12 protein-coding genes are annotated in these 13385 nt (G+C 46.9%); 4 read left to right on the top strand and 8 right to left on the bottom strand.

What is annotated here, in order from left to right; translation table 11 throughout:
* Positions 1 to 206 precede the first annotated feature (206 nt).
* Together JFT56_RS08355 and JFT56_RS08360 are read right to left on the bottom strand one after the other, a co-directional pair.
* Positions 207 to 1988 carry a DUF3413 domain-containing protein gene (locus JFT56_RS08355; protein WP_198783172.1) on the bottom strand — a complete coding sequence of 594 codons (1782 nt, stop codon included), beginning with the start codon at positions 1986 to 1988 and terminating at the stop codon, positions 207 to 209.
* 65 nt (positions 1989 to 2053) lie between these two features.
* Complete coding sequence (locus JFT56_RS08360; RefSeq protein ID WP_007648530.1) at positions 2054 to 2272, bottom strand: YejL family protein; 219 nt, start codon at positions 2270 to 2272, stop codon at positions 2054 to 2056.
* A 77-nt stretch (positions 2273 to 2349) separates the two neighbouring features.
* Between JFT56_RS08360 and yejK the strand changes: the two genes are divergently transcribed.
* Positions 2350 to 3378 carry a nucleoid-associated protein YejK gene (yejK, locus tag JFT56_RS08365; protein WP_198783173.1) on the top strand — a complete coding sequence of 343 codons (1029 nt, stop codon included), beginning with the start codon at positions 2350 to 2352 and terminating at the stop codon, positions 3376 to 3378.
* 118 nt (positions 3379 to 3496) lie between these two features.
* Here the strand turns inward: yejK and JFT56_RS08370 are convergent, their stop codons facing one another.
* Complete coding sequence (locus JFT56_RS08370; RefSeq protein ID WP_198783174.1) at positions 3497 to 4498, bottom strand: cytochrome-c peroxidase; 1002 nt, start codon at positions 4496 to 4498, stop codon at positions 3497 to 3499.
* Positions 4499 to 5009: 511 nt separating this feature from the next.
* Between JFT56_RS08370 and JFT56_RS08375 the strand changes: the two genes are divergently transcribed.
* Both JFT56_RS08375 and JFT56_RS08380 read left to right on the top strand, forming a co-directional pair.
* Entirely contained in the window at positions 5010 to 5891 is an 882-nt protein-coding gene (locus tag JFT56_RS08375; RefSeq protein ID WP_198783175.1) for a 6-carboxytetrahydropterin synthase, read from the top strand.
* 185 nt (positions 5892 to 6076) lie between these two features.
* Entirely contained in the window at positions 6077 to 6895 is an 819-nt protein-coding gene (locus tag JFT56_RS08380; protein ID WP_233095583.1) for a M23 family metallopeptidase, read from the top strand.
* A gap of 91 nt (positions 6896 to 6986) precedes the next feature.
* On the opposite strand, the gene JFT56_RS08385 is transcribed toward JFT56_RS08380, so the two are convergent.
* From JFT56_RS08385 to JFT56_RS08395, 3 genes are all read right to left on the bottom strand, one after another.
* A complete protein-coding gene (locus JFT56_RS08385) occupies positions 6987 to 7247 on the bottom strand; it encodes a DUF5062 family protein (protein WP_007648517.1) in 261 nt (86 codons plus the stop codon).
* A 62-nt stretch (positions 7248 to 7309) separates the two neighbouring features.
* On the bottom strand, positions 7310 to 7939 hold the full coding sequence (locus JFT56_RS08390; RefSeq protein WP_198783177.1) for a VOC family protein: 630 nt from the start codon (positions 7937 to 7939) through the stop codon (positions 7310 to 7312).
* Positions 7940 to 8023: 84 nt separating this feature from the next.
* Positions 8024 to 8539, bottom strand: a complete 516-nt coding sequence (locus tag JFT56_RS08395) for a L,D-transpeptidase family protein (protein WP_198783178.1) — start codon at positions 8537 to 8539, stop codon at positions 8024 to 8026.
* Between the two features lie 165 nt (positions 8540 to 8704).
* On the opposite strand from JFT56_RS08395, the gene JFT56_RS08400 reads away from it, so the two are divergent.
* Positions 8705 to 9568: an ion transporter gene (locus JFT56_RS08400; protein WP_198783179.1), complete on the top strand. Its 864-nt coding sequence runs from the start codon at positions 8705 to 8707 to the stop codon at positions 9566 to 9568.
* A 31-nt stretch (positions 9569 to 9599) separates the two neighbouring features.
* Here the strand turns inward: JFT56_RS08400 and ppx are convergent, their stop codons facing one another.
* Together ppx and ppk1 are read right to left on the bottom strand one after the other, a co-directional pair.
* Positions 9600 to 11165, bottom strand: a complete 1566-nt coding sequence (gene ppx, locus JFT56_RS08405; protein WP_198783180.1) for an exopolyphosphatase — start codon at positions 11163 to 11165, stop codon at positions 9600 to 9602.
* A 45-nt stretch (positions 11166 to 11210) separates the two neighbouring features.
* Positions 11211 to 13382 carry a polyphosphate kinase 1 gene (gene ppk1 / locus JFT56_RS08410; protein ID WP_198783181.1) on the bottom strand — a complete coding sequence of 724 codons (2172 nt, stop codon included), beginning with the start codon at positions 13380 to 13382 and terminating at the stop codon, positions 11211 to 11213.
* Positions 13383 to 13385 lie beyond the last annotated feature (3 nt).

The raw sequence follows: 13385 nt of genomic DNA on the forward strand, positions 1-13385 counted from the left end.
TTGTCACCGATAGCCTTGATGTTATTAGTAACAATATGCGGTGTTGTTAATTGGTATAACTATAACCTATTGATTAACATTTTTCTGAGATTAGTGCAGAGGTAAATTGAAGGTTAACTGAATGGGTTAATATCGACGAATATTAGCGCTTGTCCCAATAAAAAAAGCCCCAATCTATAGATGAGATGGGGCTTTTTTATCTCTATTTAATGGTTATACAAGCGCCGGCCTTCACGCATCACTTGAATAAGCTCTGGGGCACTCATTTTTTTGCGAAGACGATGTTCATAGTTTTCATCGTAAATACGGTATTTACCGTGGCGGTCGATGACAGTGACTTCTGACTGTTGGTAAATCGCAAAAATCCGGCTATCGCCAATATAAATCCAGGTCTCTTTGCTCGGTTGCAGTAAGCTTCTACCGGCACTGTAATCTGTGGTGTTATTGGTGCAACCTAATACATGGGTCATTAGGGTGGGCACTATGCCGTAATGACTGGTGCGATACTTAACCTTAGCGGGGATGGCATTGGGCCAATGGATAACCAGCGGCACTTTCACACTTTCTGGCGACAGGTTGCGCAGCGCTTCATCGCTATTACTGGTGAAAATCTTGCCATTCACCCCGGTTATCACCACTAAGGTATCCTGGGGGATGTTGGCAAGAATCGCCTCTAATTGGTTATCGATAAAATATAATGACTGGCGATATTGATTGAACAATACCTTTTGGGCAGGCGGTAAATTAGCTTTAACCGTTTCAATGCCGAGGAAGCCCACTGGTGTATCGAAATTTTCCGGTGCCTTTAGGTTAAGCAGGGCAAACCAGGGCTTATTTTGGACACTGTGCCACTGTTTAAAGTGCGCGACTGTCTGTAAATCTGCATCGGCACTGCCATTGGTTTCTTTGGCAACGATAGGAGTAAAGTCATTAAACATGGCCTGGGCTGAACTCAGTTTCCGATTCGTTTCGGGGATAAAGAGTCCCAGCTGATAGCCTGCCTGTTGGAAACTCTTGGTTAGCACTGGGCTGGTATTATTGAAGATCCTCGCATCGCCATAGCTGCCTTGCAGGCCGTATAGTAGAGAGAACATCCCCGTTTTAAAATGGTTCCCCCCGCTGTAATGCTCAGTAAATGCTTGATTGTTTTCCATATAGCGATGGAAAAACGGCATGGTTTTAGGGTCGACCATATCGGCACGTAGGCTGTCGATGGTGATCATCAATACATTGGTTTGGGTTTCCGCCTGGCAGAGTAATGGCTGCAATGGGTAGCTAAGTACGCTAGTGGTATTATTGCCATTATTCTCCAAAGGCGAGCCATCAATACCGTGGCTTTCCATAAAGGAGCGGGCGGTCGCAGGGTAAGCGAGCGGATAGGCCTCATCGAATCGCGTTATTTCGGTAATATCGCTGGCATCGGCCCAAATATGGATCAAATGGCTGCTGATAAAGCACACACCCACTAAGGTGATGACCTTATTGCCTAAATTGAGTTTTTGGATCTTCTCTATGCGCTTCCACAAAAAATTCGCTAAGGTCAGTTCAAGCGTGATGATCGCCAGTGGCGTGACTATATAGGAAGTGCCGTGGAGCAGGGCATTGAGATCCGCCCAGGCTAAATCGAAGGCGAAGGGACTTAAATGCATGCCGTAATCGGCATAAACAATCGTGTCGTACAATAAGATACACAGGCTTAAGGTCGCAATAACCGCCGCTATTCCCCTCAATATCTTCGAATAGGGCAAGATTAAGGTTAACGGGAATAGGCAGATCAAATAGGCGATAAAAGCGAGAAAGCTAAATTGGCCAATGGTGCTTACCGTAAGATAAATCCAACCGTACCAAGTTTCTGGATAACCTACACTGCTTAGATATCGGCTACCCACTATCATGGCCAGTAGGCCATTAAAGAAGGCGAACCAATGTCCCCAGTTGATGAGCCGTGAAACCCTATCGCGGCTCATTTGCTTTTTTCGCTCGACCATAGTGATCCGCTTATTCCTAAAAGACGTTGTATCTTATGTTTTTTTAACGTTTGTACCCAACTAACTTAATGGGATTTAACCGATTGTGCGAGTGCTTTCGCAAATTGTTCTGCCACGGCTTGGCGCGATTCGTTAGGGACTTTACGCTCTAACAAATAGGTGACGCAATTGCCGAGCGCCATCAGGCTTAAATCTGTCGGGGCTTTATGCTTTTCTAACACGGCCAGTACTTCGGCGATTAATGATTCAACTTGTGCGTTTGAGTATTTCGATTGGATTGCCATAATCAAAAAATGTTTCACTTTGGAATGGATTAGCGGCATATAATAGCGGATTTATTCCAGCATCACTATCAGGGCTTATGAGTATTAACATCGAACAAGCAATTATTCACGAGATTTCCCAGGACAGTCAGGGGCAATTGCGTTGCCGTTTACGTCCTCAACCTCTGCTGAACGGTCAGGCTGTCGAGATGATGCTGGACGAATTGCATCAGACTTATACCAGTAAAGCGGGTAAGGGATTCGGCTATTTCGGCATTCACGGTGATGACGGTGAGGCTAACCCCGCCTTTGCGACGGCCTTGAGCGCTTACCGTAGCGGCGAGCTCGGTTTTGTGGAGTTTTCGGGGCAAGCCAGTAAATTGCTGCAGGAAGAACTGGCAAAATATGATTTTAGCCAAGGCGGATTCCTGCTGATGTCTTGCTATACCAGCATCACCAGCGATTACCTGTTTGTCGCCCTATTAAGTGCTAAGTCGTCGATGACAGTGTTAGACGATATGGAACTGTCGCAAAATAACCACTTGGATTTAAACAATATCCAATTGGCTGCGCGTATCGATTTAACCGAGTGGCAGGCCGATAAAGATTCACGCAAGTACATTTCCTTTATCCGTGGCCGTGCGGGGCGCAAAGTTGCCGACTTTTTCCTCGACTTTATGGGCTGCGTCGAAGGGGTGAATACTAAGGCGCAAAACAAAACCTTGATGAATGCGGTGGAGGATTTTGTTGCCAGCAGTGAACTGACTAAAGAAGAACGCCAGCAATGTCGCAATAAAGTGTTTGAATATTGCAGTGAGCGTTTCGATGAGGGCGCTGACATCGAGATCAAAGACTTGGCCGATGAGTTAGCCGATCAGGGTATGGATTCCTTCTACGATTTTGCCCGTGGTGGCAGCTATGAACTCGATGAAGAGTTTCCCGCGGATAAATCGACCCTACGTCAGTTGAAGAAGTTTTCGGGAACAGGCGGCGGCGTCACCTTAAGTTTCGATGGCGGCCACCTAGGCCAACGGGTGATTTATGATCCCATCTCCGACACCATTTTGATTAAAGGCGTACCGGCAAACTTGAAAGATCAGCTCGATCGTCGTCTTAAGGGCGAATAATCCATAATATCGCTTAAGCATCAAGCATCAAGCATTAAGCATTAAACAAAACACAAAGGCCGAGGATCATTCCTCGGCCTTTGTGTTTCTGACGCTTACTACAACGTTAAGCGCAGTTCTACTGAGTGCCTGTCGCAAAAGGCACTGGCCGTGGCGTCTCTTTATTCGATGGCGGTAGAATCGGTAGCGTGATTTGTGGCTGTTCACCCGTGAGCGAATTAAGAAAGGCGACCATCTCTTTGACTTCTTTATCAGAGAGTTTTTGCCCTAATTGAATGTCTGCCATGGTATTCACCGCTTCTTCCAAGGTCCAAACACTGCCGTCGTGGAAGTAGGGATAGGTGAGTTCAATATTGCGCAGTGTGGGCACTTTAAAGACAAATTTATCCCCTTCTTTACCTGTGACACCCTTACGGCCTTCTGCTGGGTTATTGGTATGGAACGGCTTGATTAAACCCATCTTCATAAACATAGTGCCGCCTACCGCAGGGCCATTGTGGCAGCTCACGCAACCTTTATCCTTAAAGAGTTGATAACCAGCTTTGGCATCGGCGTTGATGGCATCTTGCTTACCCAGAAGATATTGATCGAAGGGGCTATTAGGGGTGACTAAGGTTTTCTCGAAGGTGGCAATCGCATCGGTTAAACGGTCAATGGTGACGTTTTCATCGCCATAAACCTTGGCAAAGCGTGCGCGATATGCAGGCATAGAGGTGATTGTTTCGGTCGCCAGTTCATGGGTAAAGCCCATTTCTTTTGGGTTGGCGATAGGGCCAGCGGCTTGTTCTTTCAAATCACTGGCCCGGCCGTCCCAAAATTGCGCCAGCATAAAGTCGGCGTTTAGCACTGTAGGCGAGTTAATTGGGCCTTCCTGCCAATGATGACCAATGGATGTTGGCAGGGCATCGACGCCACCGGTCGATAAATTATGGCAAGAGTTACAGGAGATAAAGCCAGATTTAGACAGTCTGGGTTCAAAAAAGAGCATTTTACCCAGCTCAACCTTTTCTGGCTCAGTGATTTTGGCTGGGGTAATCACTTCAATGGGTTCGGCACTGATCGCATGGGTACTGGCTAACATACCAGCGATGAAAAACGCGATAGATGTCAGTTTGGTCATTTTGTTCTCCCTATATAACCTTGGTTTTCGTATGGTTTAAGGGGATGCTAACGGTTAATGCCACAGAGCGATAATGCTTTGTTTCGATTGGGTCTATCGCTGTTGTGGATTAGGTTTTTGCGATCTAATTCACTGTTTTTGAAATGTTATTTCGTTAGGCTTAATGCTATTCAGGTTAAGGCTTTATCTGCTAATCGACTAGGGCGATGCATCGAGATTTTTTTGTCTATCTGCCATTAGGCGAGGCTGCGTTGCTCTCGATTAAAATCCCAGGGGATGAATGGCATAGGATGGTCTGATTATCGAGCGCCTGATTCTCGAGCGTTTGATAAAAATCAGATACAAAATATACGGCTGAATGGATTCATTTGTCGCAGCCAGCCTCGGAATTGATTAGAATCCTTATTCACTATTTGGGTAAGCTTGGTGTCTGTCCAAGTGAGCGTGCTCGGCCATCGCTAAGTGGCGCAATCCCTATTAAGGCGGACTGTTTTTCTGCCGAGGAGCGTTAATGCAATTGTTTGTTAAAGATTTAACCGTGATCGATTTTTCCTACCTCTGCCCTAAGCGTGGCATGGTGGGGGAAAGTTGGATTGTCGATGTGCTGTTAGAGGGCGGATTAGACGAGCAAAATATGGTGCTCGATTTTGCTAAAGTAAAACGTACCATCAAGCAGACCATAGATGCGGTGGCCGATCACCGTTTATTAGTCCCGACGGCCTGCAGCGGCGTGCGCTGGCAGCAGCAGGGGGATCGTGTGTGGATGGATTTTGATAGTTTGCTCGGTGAAATCCATCTTGCCTGTCCTTCCCAAGCCTTTGCCTTAGTGCCGACGGAAAACATTGATATTCCCAGCGTGAATGCCTTTTTGCAAAAAGCGCTACGGGAAACCTTACCGATAAATGTCGAGGGGATCACCCTCACTTTAAGGCATGAAATCCTTGATTCCCCTTATTACCATTACAGCCATGGTCTGCGAAAACATGATGGCAATTGCCAGCGTATCGCCCATGGTCATCGTAGTCCGGTAAATGTGTTTGAAAATGGCAGTCCGGCACCTAAGTGGGATGAATATTGGGCCAAGCGTTGGCATGATATTTATTTAGGCAGTGAAGAGGACTTGGTTTCAGTTAAGACCCTCAATCTTTCGCCGCAAACGCGGATAACCGATGACAGCCACTATGGGTTTCACTACCAAGCGCCCCAAGGGGATTTCCAATTAGCTATGCCTAAGGTGTGCTGTGACCTTATTCCCCATGACACTACGGTAGAATTGTTAGCCGATTATATGGCAACCATATTGGCGGCTAAGGTGCCCACCAGCCAGTTTACTGTGGTGGCCTATGAGGGCGTAGGTAAGGGGGCCATAGTGACTAAAGGTGAAAGTGACTAAAGGTGTGTCGGCCTAACTTAATGCCTTATTTAATCAGCCTACTAAGGATTTTTGTAAAGATGTTTGATTACCCGAAACCACGCAGTCTTGGTGAGTCTTATGCTGCTTTTCAGCGATTGACTTACCTGCAAAGCTTAACAAAGACCGTAAATGGCATTATTTTTTCAGCATTAAGCTTGATTCTTATGATGACAAATGCCAATGCTCAGGTGAGTTTTGAGGGCAAATTCGAACAGGGCGCACTTATTCGGGGTCAAGTGCCCGCAGGCACGCAAGTCAGTTTAAATGGCGAAGTGTTAAGGGTGACTCCGGACGGTCACTTTGCCTTTGGTTTTGACCGTGATGGAGAGCTGAGCCAGCAATTGACCTTAGTTTATCCTGACGGACTGACTGAAGTTAAACCTTTGACTGTGGCTCAGCGGCAATACGATATCCAAAGCGTAAAAGGCATTAGTAACAAGATCATGAAGCCCGATCCTATCGCCCAGGAAAGAGCGGCCAAGGATACGGCACAGGTTAAAGCGGCGAGGGCTACTTTTAGTGAACAAACCGCGTTCTTACAGGAATTTATTTGGCCGCTCACCGGGCGTATTTCTGGGGTATACGGTAGTCAGCGCATTTATAACGATGTCCCAGGTAATCCTCATTTTGGTGTCGATGTTGCGGCGAAAACTGGTACTGTGGTGGTCGCCCCCGCAGATGGGGTGATAAGTTTGTCTGTGCCTGACATGTTTTATTCGGGCGGCACTATGATCATCGACCATGGCTATGGTGTGAGCTCGAGTTTTCTGCATTTGAGTAAGCTCTATGTCCAAGCGGGCGAAACCGTGAAACAAGGACAAGCCCTTGCGGAAGTGGGGGCGACTGGGCGCGCCAATGGGCCACATTTAGACTGGCGGGTAAATTGGTATCAAATGCGCCTCGATCCCACGACCCTAGTGCCGCCTATGGCGACTGTACTCGTGAAAGAAAAAGCCGCTAAAACGGCGGTAAGCCCAAAGTAACAGGATAACTATCTCGTTACTTATGCTGATTGATAACAATGGCACTTAAGGTGCCATTGTTATTGATGAGGCTAAATTATTTGGCCTATGGCTATTTGAGTAAGGGGTGATCGGCGGGCAATTGACGGCTGATCCACAGGATCAACTTGTGTTTCATATTGGGGCCATCTTCTTTGTCCTTGGCCAAGGGTTGGATAAGGTTATCCGTCACCAGAAGACGATAAATACATTCCACTTTATCTTTGGGTGAGACGCCGCGATCAAACTCATCAAATCCGCGTTTTTTGGCATAACCTACACCGATTTCGAGGGCAAATTTTAACAATTGCGCTTCGTTTTTATGTGGCTTCATATTCAGCTTCCTTTTTTGCGTGGGCATCTTTGATGCTGTGCTGTGCAATAAAACCTAACTCGTTACATGGTAGCAACTTGTTCACTGGCGATCACCGCCTTTATGCCATGGGGATGAACCTTGACGCAGACCTCTTGGTACTTAAAAGCTATGGTGGGATTGGCTAAGCGCTCTTTTTCTCCCTTGGGGGAACTCATCTTGATGTGAATCGGCTCGCTTGACTCAGGTAATGCCTCACCCGATAACAGTGGTGCGAGTTTGGGACACAACAACTTAAGATCTTCGCTTAGGGTTTGGCAGTCCTCTGCCTGCGATGGGATCACCAGCTCAATGTGCTCCCAACCTTCTTGGGGATAACGTTTGTCGCTTGGATAGGGTAACTCAACACAGGGAATGGAAAACTCACCTAAGGTCAAAGGGGTGTTCAATTCGATGATAAGGATACAGCGGCCATTGATTTGATTATCGGAGATGATGTGGCCGAGCTGACAAAATGCTTGGCGCAGCGCATCGGCGCTGGCAACGGAATTAACCCTTAGGGCAACATGGTCACATTCGAGTTTTTTGTCAGCGAGATCTAATTTTGCCAGTAAGTTTAAGATCTTGGTTTCAAATTGGGGCCAAGAGTGGAGTAAATCCGTATAACTTAGGCTGGGTTGAGTTGGGTTTGTGCTTAGCATCTCTGATGACATAGGGACTCCTTTGGAATAGCAAACGTAGGCGGAGAAATAAAAACGCCCATTTAACTGGGCGTGAGAGCGTAAGTGCTATAAAACCTAGGGCCAGATTTCAATCGGTGTGCCTTCGTCAACGGCCTTCCACACTTCGTCCATTTCAGCATTGGTAATGGCGATACAGCCATCGGTCCAATTGTATTGCTGAGCCTGCTCGGGCGGCAGGGGGGATCTTGGATTTTGGCCATGGATCATGATCATCCCGCCTGGTTTAATGCCAAGGGCCTTCGCTCTTAGCTTATCCTCTTCATTTGGATAGGAAATATGAATGGATTTGTAATAGGCGCTATCGGACTTTTTATAATCGAGAATATAACGGCCCTGGGGCGTGCGCTGATCACCTTCTTTGAGTTTATGTCCTGCGGGTAGGTCGCCCATGGCAATCCGGTATTGTTTGAGGATTTTACCATCGCGCAGCAGCGCCATATTAGATTCTGACTTAGTAATCACCACTAAGTCGACTTTGCCCATACTCGATGACGCAAGCACTTGGGGTGAAACGAATGCCGCTAGGGTGATAGCGAGTGATGTCAGTGTGGAGAGTAAGGTAACGCGCATGTCGTCCTCTAAAAAATTAACCGATGATTATCTTTTTCGCGCATCATACCGCAATTTTCACTCTCTGTGACTAGATAATTTTGAGCTAGTTGCAATTGCGTGGCAGACTTGTGAAATTCGCTGATTAAGCATAGTAACCCATTTAGTGAGGACGTTTTAAGCCCTATGTCTGAAAAAATCCCCGAGCAAGTTGACTCCGAGAGCCCATTAAAGCGCCAATTACGTATCGTGATTTTTGGAACCGATACCCCTGCGGGGCGTTACTTCGATATCGGCTTAATGATTTGTATTGTCCTCAGTGTGACTTTAGTGTTTCTCGATACTGTGGAGTCATTCCACCGCGACTACGGTGAGGTGATCCGCGTGCTGGAATGGGTCTTTACCCTGATATTTACCCTCGAATATGGCCTGCGGCTTTATTGTGCTACCCAGCCTGTGCTCTATGCCCGTAGCTTTTATGGTCTGGTGGATCTTCTCTCGGTACTACCTACTTATTTAGCCTTATTTATTCCTGGGGCGAATTTTACGTTAGTCATTAGGATACTGCGGCTCTTTAGAATCTTTCGCGTGCTGAAATTACTGCGCTATTTAAGTGAGGGCAATTTGCTGCTCAGGGCCATGATGCAGTCGAGCCGCAAGGTCTTTTTGTTCTTTTTCTCGGTCAGTCTGATCATTATGGTGCTCAGTGCTGTGATGTATGTTGTTGAAGGCCCCGAAAATGGCTTTAGCTCTATTCCTAAATCTGTCTATTGGACCATCGTGACTATTACCACAGTGGGATATGGCGATATCACGCCCAAAACGGAATTAGGCCAAGCAATTGCGGCCTTTACCATGTTGTTGGGCTACTCCATTATTGCGATACCCACAGGGATCTTGACGGCGGAAATATCCCAAGAAGTGGGGCGTCACCGGGATTTACGCTCGTGTAATCAATGCCATAAATTAGGCCATGATCTCGATGCCCTGTACTGTAGTGGCTGTGGTTGTGAACTCGACAGGCTTGAGCTACCCAAATCAAAGGGATAATTCATTTAGCACTTTCATTTAGCACTGAGATTTAGCTTGCAACCGCTTGAACGGCCTCAGGGGTGTCTTGCTTGATATCCACGCCCCTGTCGCCGTTTGTCCCTAGGTTAGACACGAGTTGTAGCGTCATTCCTAAGCTCGACATTTGTTTTTGTTCTCGCTGTAAATCTTTCATAAACAGGCTGATTTTTCGTTTATGGCTGGGGATAAACAATATTAGCCCACCTTGGATGACCTGAATTTTGTCTAAGGTCAGCGCCTTGGCAATGCGGCCAAGGTTAAGCAGTACCGCCAGACGCAATAGGCACAGTAAGCGGATCAGCGTCAGTTTATGGTGAGGTTCTACTTCGGCCAGCAGCAACTCGGTGGGCTTCTTCCTATGGTTGGCGATAAGCCGGGCTAAATCCTGTTGCAGCGCCTCACTAAATCCAGGCAAGTCGCTATTGCTAATGATATAGGCGCCGTGTTTATGCAATGCCTTTGAATTAATGTGTAACCCTATTTCGTGCAGGGTGGCGGCGTAGGCAAGCAGGCGGGCATGGGGCCTTAATGCCCACTCATCGGCGACCTGTTCAAACAATGCCATGGCGGTATCACGGACTTTCGTGGCGTGGGGCATATCGACGTGGTAAAGCTGGGCAATACTGTCGACGGTGCGATGGCGGATATCTTGATATTGTCCGATTTTTGCCAGCTCATAGAGCACGCCTTCACGCAGGGCGCCGGGGCTAAACTCTAACTGCTGAATAGGTAAGCGTCTAAAAAAACTGATTAAAATGGCAAGCCCAGCAGGGACAAGGGGGATGCGCTTATCATCCACATTCGCAAACTGGATCTGGTTGATATGGCCGTATCGGATCAGCGTGAGTTTGAGCTGCTTTAGCCGTGGTAAGGTGATGGTTTCATCGCCGTGTTGTTCTTGAATCGCCTCGCAGATGGCCTTGACTGTGCCAGAGCTACCTAGGACTAAGTCCCAATCCCCACTAAAGTATTCTTTTGATAATGAAGCAAATTGTTTATCGGCGGCGCTTTGGGCGGCGCGGAAGGAGGCGGGGGTGATTTGCCCATCGATAAAGAAACGCTCGTTAAAACTGACGCAACCACAACGTAGGCTAGATAAATGGGTTGGGGTATTTTTTTGCCCGAGAACAACCTCGGTTGAACCCCCACCAATATCGATAACGATATTCCGTTTACCGAGCACTTGGCTCTGGGCGATACCATTGTAGATAAGACGAGCCTCTTCGTGGCCAGAGATGACCTCGACCGGGTAGGGCATAATGCCCAAGGCTGCCTCGATAAACTGCTCACGATTTTTGGCCACTCTGAGGGTATGGGTGGCAACTAGCCGGACTTGGGCTTGATCTAGATTTGAGAAGCGCTGGTTAAAATCCCGTAGACAATTGAGGCCACGCTCCATCGCTTCTTGGCTTAATATATTCTGGGCATTAAGCCCTATCGCGAGTTGAACCTGTTGTTTTTCTTTGTGTAATATCTGCAAACTGCCGTCTTGTTCACGGGCAATAACGAGGTGAAAACTGTTAGAGCCCATGTCGATGGCGACAAAGTGTCGCGGCTGTGAATGTGTGGCAACCAATCGGATTATCCTTAGGCAATCAAGACGATAATAAAGCCAGCGTTGTCAACTGGCTTTGGCCTGTAACTCGGGCGTAAACCTTGCGGTCAGTGTGCCTGAGGTTTGCTCTGCCTCAACCTTTGCAGTGTCAAGTAAGGCATTAAATTCTTGCTGTTGGCGCTTCTCATAATTAATCAGATATTGATAAATGGCAATTTGAGAACGCACTTTACGCTTGTTACCCCGGTTTCTATAGGGGTTACTCTGCTCCTTATTGATGATGCGTGCCTTAGTATTATCGTTGAATTGTAAAGATAAAATATCCATTATCATCTGCTTTAGATTGAGATCATAGATAGGTGTACTGACTTCAACGCGATTATCAATATTGCGGCTCATCCAGTCGGCAGAGCAGATAAAGAGCTTATTTTCACCGCCCGCATGGAACAACATGACGCGGGAATGTTCAAGGAATCTATCGACAATACTGTAGACCTCAATATTGTCACTGATCCCTGGAATTTGTGGGATAAGTGAGCACATGCCACGGATAAGTAGCTTGATTTTAACCCCAGCGGCCGAGGCTTCGTAGAGTTTTTGAACCAAAGAATCATCGAGTAAGTTATTGAGCTTTAGGGTAATAGCCGCTTTGATATGGCTTTTTGCATTCACAATTTCCTGATCGATCAAATGGGCTAGCTTTTGTCTGGCATCGTAGGGGGAGACAATCAGGTGTTGGAAGTTATCTCGGCGATAGGGATGTTCAATTAAGTCAAATACTTGCTCAACTTCGCGCGCAATTTCTTGATTGGCGGTGAACAATGACAAATCGGTATAGACCCGCGCTGTGCCTTCGTTAAAGTTACCCGAACCTACATGGCAGTAAAGTTTCATCTCTCCCTGCTCTTCACGGCCAATTAGGCATAGCTTAGAGTGCACTTTAAGGCTAGTGATCCCATGGTGAACCTTAACACCCGCTTCGGCCAAGATGCGGGTCCATTCGATGTTGGATTGCTCATCGAATCTGGCCCGCAGTTCAATCACGGCGGTCACTTGCTTGCCGTTCTTCACCGCATCGATAAGCGATTGCATCACATGGGATTTTTTCGCCACGCGGTATAAATTAATCCGAATAAAACGCACCGCAGGATCATAGGCCGCTTGGCGCACCATTTCAGTGAAATGGGAGAATTTATGGTACGGATAATTGAGCATAATATCGCCCATTTTTATCGCATCAAAACTGTTGGCACAGCGGCCAAAACCCGCGCTATTCAGTGCGGGGAGCTTCTCATTTTCGAGGTAATCGCGGCTTGGATTCGGAAAATCGATAAAGTCCTTAAAGCTGTGATAGCGGCCCCCAGGAATTAAACATTCGGTGGAGCTGATATTCAAATTCTCTTTTAGCATCACTAGCATGTGTTCAGGCATTTCTTTGTCATAGACTAAACGCACGGGTTCGGCGGTGAGGCGTTTTTTTAATCCTTTGGTCATTTTTTCGAGCTGGGTTTGTTCTAACTCGTCGGTGATGTCGAAGTCGGCATCGCGGGTGAGTTTCATCGAATAAACCTCTATGGCATCGTATTCGAAGAAGGGACCAAAGAGCTCATTAACACAATGACGAATAATATTATCCAACAAAATCAAGTGTTTTTTGGCTTTACTTTTTTCAGCGGGCAACTCGATAAAGCGGGGCACATTTTTCGTAGGGACTTCGACTAGGGCATATTGGCGGCGCGCTTTCGTGTACAGGCAAACACATAAATAGGTGGCATCGTCGTTAATATGCTTAACGAGATCGCTGTTGTTATTGACGATAAGCGGGGCAATATGGCGCTTAAAATGATCCCTAAAGTGCTTTTTAAGCCAATTACTGTGGAACTCGCTTAATTGTTTCTCGTTGATTAACAAAATATTACGGCGAACCAATTCACGCATCAGATCCGTATAAATGTTATCGAAACGCTCCTGCAAGGCCATCACTTTAGATTGGATTTTAGCCATAAGATGGCGGCTATTGCTCCGTCCTTCCTGCAGTGAGGACAGCAAAATCGAACGTCTGACGGCCGCCACCCGTACGCGGAAAAACTCATCCATGTTGTTGGAGAAAATGCCAAGAAAACGTACCCGCTCGACTAGGGGAACATTGGGATCGCAGGCCTCTTGCAACACCCGCTCATTAAATGACAACCAAGAAAGTTCTTTATCGATCGAAAGTTTATCGGTATTCGGGGACACTGC

The organism is Shewanella putrefaciens (assembly GCF_016406305.1).
Lineage (GTDB): Bacteria > Pseudomonadota > Gammaproteobacteria > Enterobacterales > Shewanellaceae > Shewanella > Shewanella putrefaciens_C.